This is a genomic window from Paenibacillus sp. 19GGS1-52 (assembly GCF_022369515.1).
Classification (GTDB): Bacteria; Bacillota; Bacilli; order Paenibacillales; family Paenibacillaceae; genus Paenibacillus_AQ.
On sequence record NZ_CP059724.1, the window covers coordinates 5,603,749 to 5,622,615 of the forward strand.

The 18,867-nt window shown below is 51.3% G+C and carries 17 protein-coding genes; 4 read left to right on the plus strand and 13 right to left on the minus strand.

From position 1 onward, the window contains the following. Positions 1-113: 113 nt before the first annotated feature. The 11 genes from cobS to H1230_RS26000 form a co-directional block, all read right to left on the minus strand. Positions 114-929 carry an adenosylcobinamide-GDP ribazoletransferase gene (gene cobS, locus H1230_RS25950; RefSeq protein WP_239712710.1) on the minus strand — a complete coding sequence of 272 codons (816 nt, stop codon included), beginning with the start codon at positions 927-929 and terminating at the stop codon, positions 114-116. Then, on the minus strand, positions 926-1,474 hold the full coding sequence (gene cobU, locus H1230_RS25955) for a bifunctional adenosylcobinamide kinase/adenosylcobinamide-phosphate guanylyltransferase (protein WP_239712711.1): 549 nt from the start codon (positions 1,472-1,474) through the stop codon (positions 926-928). The genes cobS and cobU overlap by 4 nt, the downstream gene beginning before the upstream one ends. Continuing rightward, positions 1,471-2,532: a nicotinate-nucleotide--dimethylbenzimidazole phosphoribosyltransferase gene (cobT, locus tag H1230_RS25960; RefSeq protein ID WP_239712712.1), complete on the minus strand. Its 1,062-nt coding sequence runs from the start codon at positions 2,530-2,532 to the stop codon at positions 1,471-1,473. Before cobT ends, cobU begins: the two co-directional genes overlap by 4 nt. A 170-nt stretch (positions 2,533-2,702) precedes the next feature. After that, complete coding sequence (locus tag H1230_RS25965) at positions 2,703-3,866, minus strand: pyridoxal phosphate-dependent aminotransferase (protein WP_275590983.1); 1,164 nt, start codon at positions 3,864-3,866, stop codon at positions 2,703-2,705. Continuing rightward, entirely contained in the window at positions 3,856-4,791 is a 936-nt protein-coding gene (locus H1230_RS25970; RefSeq protein WP_239717560.1) for a D-alanine--D-alanine ligase, read from the minus strand. The genes H1230_RS25965 and H1230_RS25970 overlap by 11 nt, the downstream gene beginning before the upstream one ends. 16 nt (positions 4,792-4,807) lie before the next feature. Beyond that, positions 4,808-6,265, minus strand: a complete 1,458-nt coding sequence (locus tag H1230_RS25975) for an aminotransferase-like domain-containing protein (protein ID WP_239712713.1) — start codon at positions 6,263-6,265, stop codon at positions 4,808-4,810. A gap of 159 nt (positions 6,266-6,424) precedes the next feature. Continuing rightward, positions 6,425-7,516 (minus strand): glycosyltransferase family 2 protein, encoded by a 1,092-nt coding sequence (locus tag H1230_RS25980; protein ID WP_239712714.1) that lies wholly within the window; start codon positions 7,514-7,516, stop codon positions 6,425-6,427. Positions 7,517-7,590: 74 nt separating this feature from the next. Beyond that, complete coding sequence (locus tag H1230_RS25985; RefSeq protein WP_239712715.1) at positions 7,591-8,247, minus strand: histidine phosphatase family protein; 657 nt, start codon at positions 8,245-8,247, stop codon at positions 7,591-7,593. A gap of 25 nt (positions 8,248-8,272) precedes the next feature. Further along, complete coding sequence (gene cbiB, locus H1230_RS25990) at positions 8,273-9,220, minus strand: adenosylcobinamide-phosphate synthase CbiB (RefSeq protein WP_239712716.1); 948 nt, start codon at positions 9,218-9,220, stop codon at positions 8,273-8,275. 76 nt (positions 9,221-9,296) lie between these two features. Further along, positions 9,297-10,055 carry an adenosylcobinamide amidohydrolase gene (locus H1230_RS25995; RefSeq protein WP_239712717.1) on the minus strand — a complete coding sequence of 253 codons (759 nt, stop codon included), beginning with the start codon at positions 10,053-10,055 and terminating at the stop codon, positions 9,297-9,299. 617 nt (positions 10,056-10,672) lie between these two features. After that, positions 10,673-11,800 carry a pyridoxal phosphate-dependent aminotransferase gene (locus H1230_RS26000; RefSeq protein ID WP_239712718.1) on the minus strand — a complete coding sequence of 376 codons (1,128 nt, stop codon included), beginning with the start codon at positions 11,798-11,800 and terminating at the stop codon, positions 10,673-10,675. Between the two features lie 255 nt (positions 11,801-12,055). Between H1230_RS26000 and lplA the strand changes: the two genes are divergently transcribed. Beyond that, on the plus strand, positions 12,056-13,057 hold the full coding sequence (lplA, locus tag H1230_RS26005) for a lipoate--protein ligase (RefSeq protein ID WP_239712719.1): 1,002 nt from the start codon (positions 12,056-12,058) through the stop codon (positions 13,055-13,057). 89 nt (positions 13,058-13,146) lie between these two features. Here lplA and H1230_RS26010 read toward each other — a convergent pair whose 3' ends face one another. Further along, positions 13,147-13,734, minus strand: a complete 588-nt coding sequence (locus H1230_RS26010; protein WP_239712720.1) for a TetR/AcrR family transcriptional regulator — start codon at positions 13,732-13,734, stop codon at positions 13,147-13,149. 193 nt (positions 13,735-13,927) lie between these two features. Between H1230_RS26010 and H1230_RS26015 the strand changes: the two genes are divergently transcribed. Next, on the plus strand, positions 13,928-15,928 hold the full coding sequence (locus tag H1230_RS26015; RefSeq protein WP_239712721.1) for an oxidoreductase: 2,001 nt from the start codon (positions 13,928-13,930) through the stop codon (positions 15,926-15,928). A 108-nt stretch (positions 15,929-16,036) separates the two neighbouring features. Here H1230_RS26015 and H1230_RS26020 read toward each other — a convergent pair whose 3' ends face one another. Continuing rightward, positions 16,037-16,750 (minus strand): metal-dependent hydrolase, encoded by a 714-nt coding sequence (locus H1230_RS26020; RefSeq protein WP_239712722.1) that lies wholly within the window; start codon positions 16,748-16,750, stop codon positions 16,037-16,039. Between the two features lie 200 nt (positions 16,751-16,950). Here H1230_RS26020 and H1230_RS26025 point away from each other — a divergent pair, with 200 nt between their 5' ends. Continuing rightward, positions 16,951-17,892, plus strand: a complete 942-nt coding sequence (locus H1230_RS26025) for a DMT family transporter (protein ID WP_239712723.1) — start codon at positions 16,951-16,953, stop codon at positions 17,890-17,892. Between the two features lie 25 nt (positions 17,893-17,917). Continuing rightward, complete coding sequence (locus H1230_RS26030) at positions 17,918-18,730, plus strand: Cof-type HAD-IIB family hydrolase (RefSeq protein ID WP_239712724.1); 813 nt, start codon at positions 17,918-17,920, stop codon at positions 18,728-18,730. The last annotated feature ends 137 nt before the right edge of the window (positions 18,731-18,867 follow it).

Here is an 18,867-nt window from a genome sequence, read left to right on the forward strand (position 1 = left end):
TTTATTTCCCTCGCTTTCTTCCTGCTGTCCCAAGACAGGTGATCAGGTTGCTATAGAGATAGAGAAGCGTATATGACCCACTCTCCCTAGCCTGATTCAATGGGCTACGTTTGTTACATCAGGTTATACTGGATCAGCACGAGCGCTAGCAGCAGCACGGTCTCCAGCAGCTCGTTCAGCGCGCCGTAGATATCGCCGGTGAGCCCGCCGAGCCGGCTGCTCGCCCGGCGCGCCGCCCAGGTGCCGCAGGCCAGGGCAGCCACCGGCAGCAGCACAGCTGCCGCCAGATGCTGCGGCCACGCGGCCAAGCCTGCGCCGAGCGCCAGCGGTACCGCGGCGGCGGCCAGCGAGAGCAGCGCCGCGAGGGCCAGCGCGCGGCGCTCTTGCGAAAGGCCTAGGCCGGCGAAGTTCGCGGCCAGGCCTTCATCGCCGCGGGCTATGGGCAGGCGAACCATCGCCCGCACCATGAACCAGCGGCTCCAGATCGGCGGCAGCAGCAGCAGCGGCAGCTCATAATACTGTCCGCCATCAAGCCATGCGGACAGCAAGGAGGCCTTCAGCAGCAGCAGCAGGACGCAGGCCAGCACGCCCATGGCTCCCACGCGGCTATCCTTCATAATCTCCAGCATCCGCTCCCGAGAGCGGTAGCTGAGCAGCCCGTCGGCGCTGTCCATCCAGCCGTCGAGATGCAGACCGCCGGTGAGGGCCACCCACAGAATGAGGGTGATCACGGCGGCGGGCAGAGACGGCAGCACTAGGACTGATACTGCAGCACCTGCAGCCACACTACCCCCGATGGCTGCTCCTACCAGCGGATAATACACAACACTTCGGCACAGCAAATCTCGGGAGAAGCCTGGGTCACTCTTGACTGGAAAGCGCGACAGAAACTGAAACGCAGAAGCGACAGCATCTCTACGCTCTCTCATAATAGATACTCCCTGCTCTTCAGCTCGATTGGAATGCCAGCAGTAACCAGAAATACCTGAGCACAATGCTTGGCCAAGCGCGCGTTCATGCGTCCGGCCAAATCACGATACAGCCGGCCAAGCGCATACTCCGGCACAATACCGTCCCCTACTTCGTTCGTGACCATAACTAAAGTCCCTTGAAAGGAGCGTACACTGTGCTCCAGTCTTGTAATTTCCTGTTCAACAAGCACCTGTCTATCTGCAGCATCTTCCACGGATAGCAACACATTGGACAGCCATAGAGTTAGACAATCTACCAGTACCGCTTCCTTGCCGGAGTATCGTTCCAGTAGGCCGGGCACATCCAGCGGCTCCTCAAGCGTAGTCCAGGTAGCGCCACCTTCCGCGCGCTGGCGCTGGTGCAGCGCTATCCTTTCCTTCATCTCTTCATCAAAAGCTTGTCCGGTAGCTACATACAGCGCCCGCACGGAAAGCGACAGGGTCAGCTTCTCGGCAAAACCGCTCTTCCCGCTGCGTGCGCCGCCCGTTACAAGAATGCTCATTTCTGCTCGGCTCCAGAGATTCCCGCGCTATCAAAGGTAGCCATCTCGCTCATAATGCGGCAGACCGCTTCAATCAGATGCAGACTCAGCACTCCGCCGGTTCCTTCGCCGAGTCGCAGTCCAAGATTCAGCAGTGGCTCAAGTCCAAGCCGCTCCAGCATTAGCTTATGCCCCTGCTCTCCCGAGACATGCGAAGCAATCATATAAGCGGTCGATTCCGGTGCCAATGCCTTGGCCACAAGCGCTGCTGCTCCCGAGATAAAGCCATCAAGAATAACAGGTGTCCGGCTGGCTGCCGCCCCAAGGATCAAGCCAGTCAGGCCGGCAATTTCCAAACCGCCCACCTTAGACAGCACATCCAGTGGGTCAGCCGCTTCAGGCTGGTTCACACTTAAAGCCCGTTCTACTACAGCTATCTTATGGCGCAGGCGTTCATCGGTAATGCCGGTTCCGCGGCCTACAGCCGTCTCTGCTGATACATTACCCAAGACACAGAGAATTGCCGCACTTGCCGTAGTGTTGCCGATGCCCATTTCGCCAGTGACAAAAATCTCCGTCCCACTGCTCACCGCTTCCTGCGCTACCCTTACACCTACGAGGATTGCACGCAGCGTTTCTTCGCGGCTCATGGCCGGACCTTGTGCCATATTATCCGTGCCTAGGCGTACTTTACGGTCAATCAGATCCGGATGACTGAGGTCTCCGTTAATGCCTATATCTACAAACTTCACCTCTGCGCCAGCTTGACGAGCCAGTACATTTACGGCCGCTCCGCCGCTGAGGAAATTGTGAGCCATCTGCAGCGTGACCTCCTGTGGAAAAGCACTGATCCCTTCGCTGCAAACGCCATGGTCAGCAGCCATCACTACGACCGTGCGCTTCGTGTAGCTAGGCTGCGGCGTTACAGAAATGCCGGCCAGCCGAACAGCAAGTGCCTCCAACTGCCCGAGGCTGCCTGGCGGCTTGGTCAGGTTGTTCAGGCGAAGGACAGCCTGCAAGGTGGCTTGTTCATCGGGTGGGGCAATCACTCCCGTTACTTCTTCAATCGCTGAAATCATAAGTATATCCTCCTGTTTCATCTCTAAGTATTTGTCTATTCCATAGATAAAAGAAAAGCCCCATCTCGAAAGAGAGGGGCCTTCCAACTGCTGCGGCCAAAAGGCCAATTATATAGCATATCCCTATTTCTTCCTTTAAGGATTATAGGTGAAAACTAGTAATCTTACAATTACATTTTTACCTTCATGAACCCTTCCATTCGCTCGAGCGCCTCGGTCAGCTTCTGGGTTGAAGCCGCATAGGAGACGCGGATATACCCCTCACCGCCCGCTCCAAAGACATGGCCAGGCACGGCGGCAACCCCTGATTCATGAAGCAGCTGCAGGGCAAAGCGCTCTGAATTCAGGCCGGTATGGGTGATTGAAGGAAAGGCATAAAATGCACCATGAGGTTCATGACAAGGCAATCCGATGCTACGAAGTCCAGCAACGAGCAGCCCTCTGCGCTGATCAAAACATTCCTTCATGGCATCCTTATCTGGAAGTCCATGCCGCAGAGACTCTATAGCAGCGATCTGCCCGAGCACTGGGGCACACATCGCCGTATACTGATGGATCTTCAGCATAGCCGCCAGCAGCTCCCGGTTGCCGCAGGCATAACCCACTCTCCAGCCGGTCATGGCAAACGCTTTGGAGAAGCCGCTGATCACAATAGTCCGCTCCTGCATCCCGGGAAGAGAAGCAATACTTGTATGCTTTCCGCTATACGTAAGCTCGGCGTAGATTTCATCCGAGATGACGATTAAATTATGAGCTTTGGCTATGTCCGCAATTGGCAGCCAGTCCTCATAGGTCATCACTGCCCCTGTCGGATTATTCGGAAAGTTCACCATCAGCAGCTTGGAGCGTGGAGTGATGACCTTCTGCAAAGCCTCTGCGGTAAGCTTGAAGCCCTGCTCTGCCGCTGCTTCAACCTCTACGATCACTCCACCATTCAAATGGGCCATCGGAGAATAGGCAATATAACTGGGAGCAGGAATAATCACCTCATCGCCTGGAGCAGTGAATGCCCGCAGTGCCAGATCCAGCGCTTCGCTGCTCCCTACCGTGACAATCACCTCGTCAGTAGGCTCGTAACAGAGATTGAAGCTATTTTGCAGATAAACCGCGATTTCCTCTCTTAATTCCGGCAGTCCGGCATTCGGTGTATATCTCGTCTCTCCCCTATTCAATGCGCGAATACATGCCGCTCTGACATGCTCCGGTGTAGCGAAATCCGGTTCTCCTACTCCGAGCGAAATGATATCAGTGTTGCCTGCGCTAAGCTCAAAAAAAGCCCGTATCCCTGAAGGGGGGATGTCTCGCACCCGTGGTGAAATATGCTCACTCAGCATATACGAAGCCCCCTTTTTCCTTGCTCCGTTCGTTCAGCGAACAAGAGATAATCCGGTCCAGCAAACTGCTGAAGCTTAATCCTGCGGCTAGCGCACTTTTAGGCAGCAGACTGTTTCTCGTCATCCCAGGCAGCGTATTCACTTCCAGTACACAAGGAATGCCATCGCTGAGCAGCATATCGATCCGCGCATAGACAGAACATTTCAGCGTTTGGTAGCAGGTTAAAGCTGCGGCACGCACTCGCTCATCCACCTCTGGGGATAATTTAATGACCACTTCCTCCGCCCCGCCTACCTCATATTTGGCGCTATAATCGAACCACTCGGCTTGAGCCGAAGTGATGCCAAGGATGGGCAGTAGTTCTCCGTTTAGAATGGAACAGGTAATTTCTTGACCTTGAATATAACGTTCGATCAGAATCGAGTGATCACACTCAAAAGCCTTCCGCACAGCACTCAGCAGATCCTGCCCACCGCTCACTTTTTCCATGCCGATACTTGAACCGCCTGAACACGGCTTCACCATAACCGGATAGCCCAGCTGTTCCACAGCCTCCGCCGAGAATTCCTCCATACTGCTCCAGCACAGCCAGTCGGGCGTCTGTACACCTGCACTCTGCAGCAGTTTTTTGGAGAGGTGCTTATCCATGCACAAGCTGCTAGACAGTACCCCAGACCCAGTATATGGAATACCTAGCGTTTCCAGTGTTCCTTGAACTGTGCCATCCTCGCCATACGTTCCGTGCAGCGCCAGCAGCGCCAGGTCTATGCCTTTCATTTTATCGATTAGCTCCTCACGCTTCGTTAACACGATTGGAATGATTTCATATTGAGCCGGATCTAAATGGTTTAACATTTCTCTGCCTGTGTTCAGCGACACCTCAGCTTCGGACGATACGCCGCCCATAATTACGCCTACCTTCATCATCATCCGCACCCCTTCATCCCATGAGTTCCCGTGCCGTCCTGCCTATAATCTCGATCCCCTTGCGGATATCCTCATCCGCTACTCTGGAGAAACCCAGCCGCAGCGTATGCTGACCTTTGCCGTCTGTGAAGAAGATATCTCCCGCTGTAAAAATAACCCCTTGCGCAAGACAAGCATTAAGCAGCACCCTTGTATTAAAGCCCTCCGCAAACGTTACAAAAAGATGCAGTCCCCCATCCCCCGACAACGCCGTATAAGGAATATATTCCTTACAGCATTGCAGGGTTAGCTCGTATTTCCGTTTATATTCCGCTTTGGCCCTTTTCAAATATTTCTCCAGATTGCCGTTGTATAGATATTGGTAAAGGATGGACTGGTCCAGCGTCGAGGTATGAATGCTGCGCGCCCTTTTGATACTTTCGAGATAATAGATCAGCTCCTGATCCGCCAGCACCCAACCCACCCGCAGTCCCGGAAACAGCACCTTAGAAAAGCTCCCGAGATAGACGACACTGTTGCCTGCGCCCGCCGTTGCGATTAATGGCGCCACATGCGAACCCGAATAACGCAGTTCCTCGTTGAATCCATCCTCGATGACCGGTATCTTATAGTTGGCCATCAGCTTCATCAGGCCCAGTCTTTTCTCAGGAGACATCACAATCCCGGTGGGATTATGATAGGAAGGAACGAAATAGGCACAATCGTAGGCGCCTTTCTCTAAGGCCTGCGTAAGCTCTCCCAGATGGATACCATCCCGCTCCATGGTAATTCCCGTAATATCAAAGCCGTGCAGCTTGAGGTTCTTGATCGCTGTATGATGAGTCGGATTCTCGCTGATCACCGCGCTATTCCCCGTGCTGAGGGCGGATAATACGATATCAAAACCTTCCGTAAACCCGTTGGTGATCAGGATATCCTTGCCCTTCATATCCACACCCTTGTGCTCCATATACTGCCGCAAATAGTCTATTAAAGGCTTATACCCTTTGGCATAGCCGTAATTCAGCAGAACGTTTCCCTCCACGGACATGCGGTCCATAAAAGCCCGCTTCACATTATCGAGATCAAACAGATTCTCATCGGGAGCAATACTGGTAAAAGAGATCGTGCCCTTCGCTGCGCGAATCCCACGCTTCATGATATCCAGCTCTTCCGCTAAACGGGCATGCCCGTTCATGCGTGCTTTCCAATCCATGCTCCATGAGGAATCCGCCGCATGGACCGAAGCGTTAGCTTCTGATGCGACATAGCTCCCTTGGCCCTGCACTGCATAAGCGAAGCCGTCATCCTCAAGCCCTGTGTAGGCGGCAATGATGGAATTACGACTAACCTTTAGCAATACGCTAAGCTCCCGTGTGGAGGGCAACTTTTGCCCACCCTGCAGGGCACCCTTTATAATTAAACGCTTCATATAATCTTTCACTTGGATATAAACCGGACGTCCGGCTATAAGCTTAAAATCCTTAAACATCCTGCAATCGCCCCCATAGCTATCATGGCACAGACGTCCGTATAACAAAAGAACCACAGCCCCGGATTATTTATCCAGCTGTGGTTCTTGAACAGCATCATGTACAATCTGTGCTGCTAATCAGACCTATGAATATGAAAATGAATATATATATATATATCAATTTTTCCCTATTGCACTCTTGATCATAAATTTAGTCCGCTGATTAATGGACACTCGGCGGTTGTGAATCAACGGTGATTTCCAAAACTGCGCCCATACCCGCAAGCCCAGATTACGGGAGCGGCTGCAAACCAGATACCATTTCTGTGCTAACTGTTTCGTAAATGCAGGCTCCGCATATATACCCTGAGCATTGTTGGCTGCCTGCAGCTTCATCAGCCAATCGTGGCAACTCTGTAGAAATGCCTGATCCGGCGTGAACGGCCACGCTTCAAAATTCAATCTCCTGTGTATGACAATCTCAGCCTCTGACGGCTGAATGCCAAGCCGGTTCAGATAAGGAACAAACACCTTGCGGTTATTGTAGCTCTGCTCATCCTCATATAATCGGCTGACACTGTTGTCATTCAGTCTGTAGTGCAGCAGAATTTCCTGAATATTGAAGAGTTCATGCTCCATACTGATATGGGACCAGAACTCCCAATCCTCCACATGGGTATAACGCGAATCATAGCGAAGTAACGGATCATCCAAGATGCTCCTGCGGAGGGTCACACCGGGGTGGGAGATACAATTCTCGAATAGGAGCCGGGCTTTGATCTCTTCATGTCCCTTCGGGAATTTCCAGATATGTCCGGCATCCTCTCCGATCATATCCGCCCAGCAGCCGCAGACAGCAATCTTTGGATTGGCTTCCAGAGTTGCCACCTGCCTCTCCAGCCGCTGCGGTGCGCTGATATCATCCGCATCCATCCGGGCCAAATATTGGCCTCTCGCCTCCTCAATGCCTTTATTCAGAGTGGCAATTAACTTCAGATTCTGCTCGTTATGCAACAGTCTGATCCGTTCGTCCCCATAAGACTCAATAATCTCAACGGACCGATCCGTCGATGCATCGTTAATGATCAGAAATTCAAAATCGGTAAATGTCTGGTTCAAAATACTGTCAATTGCTTCCACCAAATACTTCTCACCATTGTAAACAGGCATCAGTACAGTTACTACAGGGTCCTTCTTCATCCAGATCTCCTTTACGCCCGTGTTGGGGATAATGCTTACTTCCGCTTCCCGCGAAGTGTATTGTTTCAAACATACGAGTCACCTGAGAATTTCACAACCCTCTAAAGTAGGTAATAAGAGATATTTTAGTAAATTTCCTATTATTATTCATAATTCGTGCCTATAACGCCCCACTTTCCTTCTCGCCACCGCAGCCGCAAAAGTGTTACGGTACCCGGAGACGGTGACTCAGCGTTCCGAAATGTAACCATGGGTACCGTATGCGCCAGCAATTCCCTGATCACACCACCATGTGTCACTATAAGCACCCGTCGAGGCAGCTTCACCTTTGGAAGCGGACGTGGAGCGTCAGCAGCTGCTCGTCCCAACTCTGACCAGAAGCTGCGCAGTCGTGCTTCGAACTGCCTCCACGACTCTCCACCTGGTGGTGTAACCGCGTTAGGATCATCAAGCCAGCTGCAATACTGCTCATTGTCCTTTAACTGTGCATAGGTACAACCTTCCCACTCACCGAAGTTCATTTCGCGCAGCCGGTTATCATAGACAGTGGATTGCTCTAATGACGGCGCAAGGTAAGCCAAGGTCTCTCGGCATCTTAGCAAATCGCTGCAATATACGCGCCAGAATTCCCCTGACAGCTCAGGCTGGGCTTTTAGTACAGACAATTCCACCAGCGTTTGCGGAAGCAGCGGAAGATCCGTATGACCTAAGTAACGTCGTTCAACATTCCACTGCGTATATCCATGGCGGATGAGGGTCAGTTCAAGCTCTATAGGATGATTCTCTGTTCCGTTGTCCATAGCTCTTCTGTTCAGCCCCCTCATCTTAGTACCATGCCACCACTGCGCAGAGGCAGACAAATATTGAAGAGCAGAGAAACATTAACCGTGAGGTACGGATGATATCCTCCGGCTCAAGAGGCCGCAGCGGATCACCCATGTATGCTCGAAAAGAAGCAACGCCGTGGTACACGTTCTCGCCTCCCAGCCGGATGCCCAGTGCTCCGGCAACGGCGGATTCCGGATAGCCACTGTTAGGGCTGGGATGACGGTGGGCATCGCGGCGAACCGTGCGCAGGCTTCTCCGCCAGTCCAGCCGCAGCAGACAAGCGCATAGTGCCAGCAGCAATGCTGTGATTCGCGCCGGAATCAGATTGGCGACATCATCCAGCCGCGCAGATGCCCAGCCGAGCTCGCGGTATTTTTCATTTTTGTAGCCAACCATGGAATCCAGTGTATTGACTGCACGATAGGCCATCGCTAGCGGTGCCCCACCAAGGAGCGCATAGAAGAGCGGAGAAATGATCGCGTCCACGATATTTTCCGCTACCGTCTCCACCGTGCCGCGCACAACTTCAGGACTGTTAAGAGTGGTCGTATCACGCCCTACAATCATACTTAGCGCCTTACGGGCAGCGGGAAGATCACCTTTATGCAATTCTATGTACACTGCCATACCTGCATCCTTTAATCCTTTAGAAGCAATTGTGGTCGAGATCAGCCATGCCTCTGCCAACCAGACCAGCCAGGGTGAAATTAAAGACAGCAGCCATAGTAACAACGCCGTCAGCAGCCAAGCACCACCCACCACGATCAGCGGCAGCAGTATTCCAGCAGCCCGCAGACTTTGCGGCCGAGTAAAGAATCGGCGAATCATCTGTTCTACCGCATGAATTGCCTTTCCCATGCCGATCACAGGATGGGGAAGACGCTGTGGGTCGCCTACGATCCGGTCAATGACATAGGCGGCCAGTAGAACCAAAGAAACTGTCACACGAGCTCACCCCTGAAGCATCTGTTACTCAACATATTCAATTGCCAACTGTTTATGTACTTCCACTTACTCTGGCTCATTGGCTGTTCTTCCTTGTCTGCTGGGAATACGCGGCCTGCACGGACTGCAGACTGCCCGTCACCGCACGGTACACTAAGCGCCCGATAGCCCCGCCGAGATCGGTAGCCGTTCCGGCGTAGACATGCTCTGCGCCGTATCGCCCACTCTGGCTCACGCCGAGCACAATAGCATCGGTGGTTGTGCCGGTAGCCACCAAGCCATTTTCGGAATCTGTGATACCGAGATCGGCCAGCGCAGCCGCTTTGGCCTCCGTTGCTGTCATCACGGCATTAACCATTGCTGATGGTGTCAGTCGACCGTCAATCCCCAGCATAATATTAATCGTGCCCGGGCGGTAAGCCTTCAGCACGTTACGTTTCACACCTGCGCGTGCCGCATTGCCCGCAGCAGCGGTGACGCAGCACATTATGCCGGCTGAACCGGTGTCCTCTTCCGCGACCGCTGCATGCTCCAGCGGGACTGCCGTCATGAGTCCGGCAACTGCAGCTAACGGATAACCCCACTCGCGCAGCTTGTTCTCCATATCCCTTACGGGGTCGCTGCATTCATAATCACGGCTGACGAATAAATTCACCGCCCGTTTCAGGCGGACCATTCCTCCACCGTATACCGCACTCGACAAACCATCCGCCTCTACCGGAAACTCCAGCAGCAGATGATCTCCCTTCAGCTCCAGCGTCAGCCCCGGCCATACCTTTGATTGATAAGGGAATATAGTTGCTATAGGATTAAATGGCAATATTATTGCATCCATTCTGATCGTTGCTCCTTTCAATTTAGCTTATAGCTGAATTTATTAATTAACCTGCGCAGCTTCCCAACAAATGGGAGCATTGACCCGCACATCTGAATAGCGGGAATTCCTCCCTCTAAATTTGCCCATCTGGCCATAAATGGGGGATTTGTCTACAACTTAGAGGGATTATTTCCCTCTATACCGCTAAAATTGATTATTTACTCTAAATTAGAGGGAGTAATTCCCTTTAATTTCAAAGCACAACTTCTCTGAGCAAAAATAGGACTGTGGGCCGTTTTTCTACTAAAAAGTAGACTTGAGCAAGTTGACATCGTTTCAAGAGAAAAGACCGAACCGGACACAGAAGCCCTTATTTGCATAAAAACAGGCTATTTGCAGGTTTGGCGGACTCCAGTGCTGTTAATAACTGATTCCCACCAGAAATCAGGCTAGTTTGGAGTAAATAGCGTCTCCTGAGTCCTCCAAATGATCCAACACACGGATTGCAGAGCAAATAGCGGATATACAGTCCGCAGCACAGAGGATTACTTTAAAAAAGTCGATTTGCGGAGTAACTATGGGTTGACTGTTTAAGTTAACGTTGAATACTCCCTCACCTATCGAGGGATGTCTTCTCAGTACCTCCCGCGCGCACCAGATCCAGATCCATCTCCCGGCCCCGTCGCCAGGATCTCCCCCATCTGCCGCAGCAGAGTGGTACAATCCTCGCGGCCTTTAACCGCAACGCGGATATGCTCCGCTCCAAGGCCCGGATACATCGCGCAGCTGCGCACCAGAATGCCGCAACGGCCGAGCCGGGTCTGCAGCTCGGCCGCGCTCCACGGCGCGGGCAGGCCGCAGAGCAGGAAGTTGGCTTCGCCTGCTGGAACGTCGCAGCCAAGCTGCTGCAACCCCTGCCGCAGCAGCGCGCGCTCTGTGATAATGAGCTCGCGGGTGCGCTGCTCATAGTCCGCTCCGCTTCTAAGGCAGGCTTCGCCTGCCAGCAGCGCCAAGCCGTTCACGCTCCAGGTGACCTGCTTGCCGGTCATGGCTGCGGCAAGCGCTGGATGCGCAATGGTGAACCCGAGGCGCAGCCCGGGGATCGCATAGAACTTCGTCATCGAGCGCACCAGCACCGTATGCGGGTAATGTAACAATTCCGGCAGCAGCGAGTTCCGCTGCGCTGGCGGAATAAAATCGATAAAAGCCTCATCCACCGCCAGATAGGTGCCGCAGCTTTCCGCTTTTTGGGCCAACACTCTCAACTCTTCCAGAGAATACTGGACGCCATTAGGGTTATTCGGCTGCCCCAGAAACAGCAGTTCCACCTGCTCCAGCAGTTCAGAGATGGCCTCCACGCCTGCTCTGAAACTCTGCTCTCTTGTGCCCTGCACAGACAATACTTGCGCTCCGAATTGCTCCGAGAGCTGGCGGTATTCGGAGAAGCACGGCTCCACGATGCCAACTGTCCGCGGGGCTAGCGCCAGCAGCAGCAGCGCCATAGATTCAGCAGCTCCATTAGCTATAGTCAACCAGTTGCTGTCTGTTCCGAGATTCTCAGCCAGCAGTGTCTTTAAGCGCCGGTGCCCGGGGTCTGGATAAGCAATCACCGCTGGCAACGCATGCTGCAGTATCTCCAGCACGGCGGGCGGAGGCCCAAGCGGATTGATATTAGCGCTGAAATCGAGAAAAGCGCCACTCTCGCCCCCATAAAGTTCCGCCGCGGTCAGCACATCGCCGCCATGACCATATTTTTCAAGCATACCTACACTCCCTCTAATCTTTCTTGTTCTAATTCACTCAAGCATTGTTCCTGTCGTAAATTAATCATCCTTCTTACCTAAATCACTCTAATCATCTTCGGTCAGATATATGTATCTCAATGCCCCATTATTGCGTCAAGGGCAGAACAACGTCAATGCTAACGCCTGTGGCGAGGCTTTCTCTTTTGTGAAAATCCCTCTTTTAGTTTACAATAAATGCTGTATCCAATCATGCTGCAACGGAGGAATTTCACGATGATTTTTATTGATAATACAGGAATTACTGACGCCTCTATCAATTTGGCGATTGAGGAATATGCACTTAAACATTTGCCTATGGACGATAGCTATCTGCTCTTTTATATCAACAGTCCATCCATCATCATCGGCAAACATCAGAATACCATCGAAGAGATCAATCAGGAGTATGTGAAAGACAATAATATCAAGGTTGTGCGGCGTTTATCCGGCGGCGGGGCTGTATATCATGATCTTGGCAACCTGAACTTCAGCTTCATTACCAAGGACGACGGACAATCCTTCCATAACTTTCTGAAATTTACCCAGCCGGTCATCGACTATCTGCAAGCTATGGGTGTGAATGCCGAGCTTAGCGGACGTAATGATCTTCAAGTCGGTGAGCGCAAAATATCCGGCAATGCCCAGTTCTCCACGCGCGGATGCATGTTCAGCCACGGGACGTTGATGTTTGATCTGAACCTGGATGATGTACAAGCTTCGCTGAATGTGAATCCGGAGAAATTCAAATCCAAGAGCACCAAATCGGTGCGCAGCCGCGTAGCGAACATTAAAGAATTGCTCGGCACCGACATCACGATTGAGGAGTTCCGCGACGGGCTGCTGCGTTCGATCTTCGGTATGGAACCGTCCGAGGTTCCACAGTACAAGCTGAAGCCGGACGACTGGCTGAAAATAGAAGAAATCTCCAAGGAGCACTATCAGAATTGGGAGTGGAACTACGGTCTTTCTCCAAAAAGTAATGTGAAGCATATGCGTAAATTCCCGGCAGGTCTGGTGGATATCCGAATGGACATTGAGGATGCGCTCATTCAGGAGATCAAAATCTACGGCGATTTCTTCGGAGTCGGTGACGTAGCCGATGTAGAGAATGCGCTGCGCGGCAAACGTTATGCGGAAGTCGAAGTCAGACAAGCATTGGCTGAGCTGGATCTGGGACATTACTTCGGCCGCATTGAGCCGGAAGACTTCATTGGTTTGATTTTTCTGGAGGAATAGTTTCTGAAGGGAACAGACTGTCATCTAAGCAAAAGGCTCTCTACTGCATTTATGCAGCGGACAGCCTTTTTTTTCACCCATAATTAGCACTATCCCACCTCACGAAATACCCCCACAATAGGTTGCATCATTTCATGCATTCTCTCCCGCAAATTGTACTCTCCGTTATGCAGACACCAATCGTAGATCAAGCCCCTGGCAACAATAAACAAAAACTCGGTTATATATTCAGGCGACTGGGACGCGGTAATTTCACCTTTTGCTTGGCCTGTACTAATCATTTGAGTTAAAAAGACCTGCATTAGCCTGCCCTCATGGATAAACAGACTGTTGTTGGAATTATACAGCTGCTTCATCGTACCAATCCCTGTACTGACGTTAAAATTCGCGTAGAAGTCAAAGTACTCCACTATTTTGTCGGGCATGGAAGCTTCAGTTAAGTGAGGCATAACCTCTTGTTCAAAATATTCATCGGCTCTGGAGTAAAGCTCAATCAGAATATCATTTTTGGATTTAAAATAATTGTAAAAAGACCCGACAGATACGCCTGCCTTACGGCAGATTTGCTCAATCGTAATTTGATCATATCCATGCAGCTCCATGAGTGAGAGGGATGTCTCATAAATTTTGTTTTTGGTCTGAATGGCCTGCAGCTGCCGGCTTGTTAATTTAGTCATAAGGTTACGTTAAACACTCCTGTCCCCAAAGCTTGATACTTTAAATTATTGAAGCTTGCGCATAGAAAGTCAATCTTTTCGCTATTAAGTGAAATAAATCACAATATTAATTCGTAGCGACGAATATAATGATCTCATTCGGTGAATGCATTCACCCAAAATAAAATAGAATAGCTGAAGGAGTTTTTTCTCGATGAATAGCAATCATGAAATTCTTTTTCAACCGCTCAAAATCGGCAAGCTGGAAATCAAAAACCGTTTTGCCATGGCCCCGATGGGTCCCGGAGGGCTCTGTGACATAGACGGTACGTACAATGAGCGCGGAGTCGAGTATTATGTGGAACGCGCCAAAGGTGGCACCGGACTAATTATGACCGGGGTTACGATGGTCGAGAACGACATTGAGAAATGTGCTTTGCCTTCTATGCCCTGTCCAACCTTGAGCCCGCTTAACTTTGTGAAGACAGGACTGTTGATGACCGAACGAGTTCATGCTTATGGCGCCAAAATATTCCTGCAATTATCCGCCGGGTTCGGCAGAGTCAGCATTCCTTCTATCGTAGGAAAAACGGCTGTCGCTCCTTCCCCTATTCCCCATAGATGGCTGGATGGTGTAACTTGCCGCGAGCTGACGATCGAAGAAATTCATACCTATATCCGCAAGTTCGCCGAATCCGCAGCCATTGCCAAAAAAGCGGGCTTCGACGGTGTCGAAATCCATGCCGTTCACGAAGGTTATCTGCTGGATCAATTCGCGATTGCCATGTTCAATCAACGAACTGATGAATACGGCGGCAGCCTGCGCAACCGCCTCCGCTTCGCGGTGGAAATCGTGCAGGCCATTAAGGCCGAATGCGGACAGGATTATCCGGTATCCATTCGCTACAGTATCAAGAGCTTTATTAAGGATTGGCGACAAGGCGGCTTGCCTGGCGAAGAATTCACCGAGATGGGCCGAGACATTGAGGAAGGGATCGAAGCCGCCAAAATCCTCGAGGAAGCGGGTTATGATGCTTTTAATGGTGACGTAGGTTCCTATGATTCCTGGTATTGGTCCCACCCTCCAATGTATCAGAAGAAAGGCTTGTACCTTCCCTTCAATGAAATTCTGAAGCAGCATCTGTCTGTGCCAATTATTACGGCAGGCCGCATGGAGAATCCTGATCTGGCCAGCGCGGCCATTCTTAACGGCATGACCGATATGGTCGCTTTGGGAAGACCGTTGCTGGCGGATGCTGATATCCCCAACAAAATAAGAAAAGGACAGCTCAGCCAAATTCGTCCTTGTCTATCCTGTCAGGAAGGCTGCATGGGCCGTCTGGCCAAATATGCCTCCATCTCTTGTGCGGTCAATCCTGCCTGCGGCCGGGAGAAGGAATACGGTATTGAGCCGGCCCGTAAGATTAAGAATGTCCTGATTGTGGGTGGAGGTATTTCCGGCTGCGAAGCGGCAAGAGTAGCCGCCATCAGAGGCCACCATGTTACGCTGCATGAGCAGAACTACCGTCTCGGCGGCAATGTAATTGCGGGCGGTGTGCCTGATTTTAAAGAGGATGACCACATGCTGATATCATGGTATGAGGAACAATTAAGTGAGCTGGGCGTGGATGTCCGGCTGAATAGTGCCGTAACCAGGGATAGCCTGCTTGAGGCTGCTGCGGATGAGATTATTGTCGCTACCGGTTCAACACCAAGAATGTTAGCCATCGGCAATGCGGACAATGTGTATAGCGCCGAAGACGTTCTGCTGGGTAAAAAAGACGCAGGCCAATCTACAGTAATTATAGGCGGAGGGCTAGTTGGCTGTGAAACCGCCTTGTGGCTGGCTGATCAGGGGAAACAGGTTACCCTAGTTGAATTGCAGGCTGATATTCTCACCGTTGGCGGTCCACTCTGCCATGCGAATGAAGATATGCTGCGGGATTTAGTCGCCTTCAAAAATATCAATCTGCGGACCAATACCATGGTTAGTGGAAGTACCACAGACGGCTTCACCCTCAAATCGGGAGAGGTGGAAGAACAGATCGCTGCGGATTCGGCCATTGTGGCGATCGGCTATCTTCCGCAGAAGGCTTTGTACGAAGAGGTTTACAAGGACTTGTCGGTGAATGTTCATCTGCTGGGCGATGCCAGACAAGTGCAGAACATTATGTATGCGGTTTGGGATGCCTATGAGGTTGCCCGCAACCTGTAGAACCTAACCTTTCTTTTGACAAACTACAAAATCATGCCCTCACCAGCCGTCCGAATCATGAACGGCTGGGTGAGGGCTATTTTGCCTAAGAACTAGCAACAACGCTTCTTATGAAGAAAGAACAAATACATAAATAACCAGTACCAGGGTAAGCAAGATACAACTTTTCTCGAAGGCACTCCCCTTCTTGGTCCCCGTGCTCATCAGCTTCAGACGCAGCTTGAAGGGCAACGGCGGCAGCGGTGTAATGCCGCGCTGGGTAAGCGAATCGGCCAGCAAATGGAGCGCATAGGACATGCCCCCGGCAATCCAAAGGCTGCCTCCGTCATTCATGCTGAGTGATGCGTAATACAGCAGTGCACTCCAGCCGGCAACGCCGTAAAGCGTATGCGTCAGCCCGCGATGGGGGACAACCGCTGCTATGGCGAGTGCGCAAGCAGCAATGTAGTTCCAAGGATCGTAAGCATCAGCGAAGGCGAACAATCCCAAAGCGATCAGCAGCATAACTAAATGCCGCAATCGTCTGCCTGGCAGGAAAGAGACACTGCCTACGAGCAGCGCCAGAACAATATTCCAGGGATAAGGTACGATACCCGCGAAATAAAGGTATATAGCCGCGCCTATCAAGCCAATCTGCAGCCCTCGGAGCAGGAAATTAGGAATGGCCTTGCGCACTAACAGCGAATTCGGCTCATCAATATCCGGCAGCAATGAACTAAGTGCCGCCACAGCGAGGGCCGGGATTGTGATCTCATAGCCCAGCAGACTCATAACCGATAGGGTAACCCCGGTGCTAATTAACAAATGGGATTTGCCCATCATAGTGGATACCGCTCCTTTCTAAGGTGTCAAAATAAGAACAGATGTGCGGTTATCGAAGTATACCAAGGCTGTTTCTTTTTGTCCAGACTAAGTATGAAAATCCCTATTCATAAAGGACGGCGAAGCCATTTCTTCTTGTCGTCCACTTTATAATAGGATACAATTTGAGGAACTTCTGATCTTAGGAAAGGATGGCCGATGTGAGTCGCTCCCGTATGGCTGATTTAAGTCTTTTACTGGTAGCGATGATGTGGGGTTGTACATTTCTGATTGTACAGAAGGCCGTGCAGGTATTGCCGCCGTTCGCTTTTAACAGCATTCGATTTACGGGTGCAGCTCTGCTGCTGGCCTTGATTACCGCTGTGTTTTACCGCAAAGAGTGGAATCAGCTAAGCTGGAAGATGGTGTGTCATTCCCTGCTGCTAGGCCTGTTTCTCTTTATGGGCTACGGCTTCCAGACGATGGGACTGCTGTATACGACTACTTCTAATACCGGCTTCATTACCGGGTTGTCGGTAGTGCTCGTTCCGTTCCTGTCTCTGGCATTACTACGTCACGCTATCTCACGGTATACCTGGTTCAGCGCATGTTTGGCCGCAGCAGGACTTTATCTGCTCACCTTCACAGGCTCTGCGCTGTCCTTGAATAAGGGCGACGGACTTATCCTGCTCTGCGCCGTTGCTTTTGCACTCCAGATCGCCTATACCGGCGTGTATGCTCCCCGTTATCCGGCGCTGCCGCTGGCTACGCTACAATTGGCTGTTGTTGGGCTGCTTAGCATCGCCGCTTCATTGATCTTTGAAGGAAGCAGCACGTTAGCTCATAGCGGTGAGCTTATCGGAAAGCCGGATGTACTATGGGCCCTGCTGATCTCCATTGGTCCCACTAGCGCTTTTGCCTTCTGGATTCAGACCGCCTGCCAGAAATACACTACGCCTTCACGGGTGGCTATCATCTATGCCATGGAGCCGGTGTTTGCCGCCGGAACAGGACTTGTCTTTGGTGGGGAGACTTTGGGCATATCCGCACTGCTGGGTTGCCTTTGTATCCTGGCCGCTATGCTTATGGCGGAGCTTAGTGCTGAATCTAGCGGATACAAGAACATGTACTTTTTCAGCTTGCGTGTATTTAGAAAGAAATAAAGAGAAATAAGGAGAGAAACCAAACATGTACAAACTGATCGCTATCGATATTGACGACACACTGATTAATGATGACAAGGAAGTCACACCCGCCACCCAGGCTGCACTCGAACAGGCTGTCGCTGCTGGTGTTGTTGTAACACTTGCTACAGGCCGTGCTTACGCATCTGCTCAAGCGATTGCCCGCCAGACCGGACTCAACGTGCCGATCATTACTTACCAAGGTGCACTCGTGAAGAACCTGCTGGATGAACAAGTTCTCTATGAACGTTATGTGCCACAGGATGCTGTACGCAAGCTGTTCAACTACTGTGTGGAGCATGATTTGCATCTGCAAACCTATATTGATGACAAGCTGTATGCCCGCGAAGAGAACCAGAAGCTGAAGGACTATTCTACCTTGAACAAAACGCAATATTTTATTGAGCCAGATTGGGAAAAGCTAGTGCCTCAGAAGACTCCCAAAATGCTCATTATCGATGAGCCGGACTTCCTCGATGAGCTGGCGCCCAAACTGCGTGAGCTGCTAGGAGATTCTGTACACATTACGAAATCCAAGCCTTACTTCCTCGAAATCATGCATCATGAGGGTACTAAAGGACTTGCGCTTGAGTTCCTCGCTGCCCATTTCGGCTGTGACATGTCCGAGACTATCGCTGTCGGCGATTCCTGGAACGATCACGAAATGCTGGAAGCTGCCGGTCTGGGCATCGCCATGGAGAATGCCATTCCAGCGCTGAAGAAAATCGCCAATTTCATCACGCTCAGCAACAATGAAGACGGCGTAAAATACGCCATTGATAAATTCATTCTGCAAAGTGCCGAGTTGGAAGCTTAAGCAACGGATTAGGGTCATAAATGAAAGACTTGGGACCATTGTTATGAAGAAAACTAACAGTATACGGACCAGAGTCTCTGTTCTGAGAAGATATCATCTGGTCAACCACCGGATTCCGGTGGTTTCTACATAGAGGT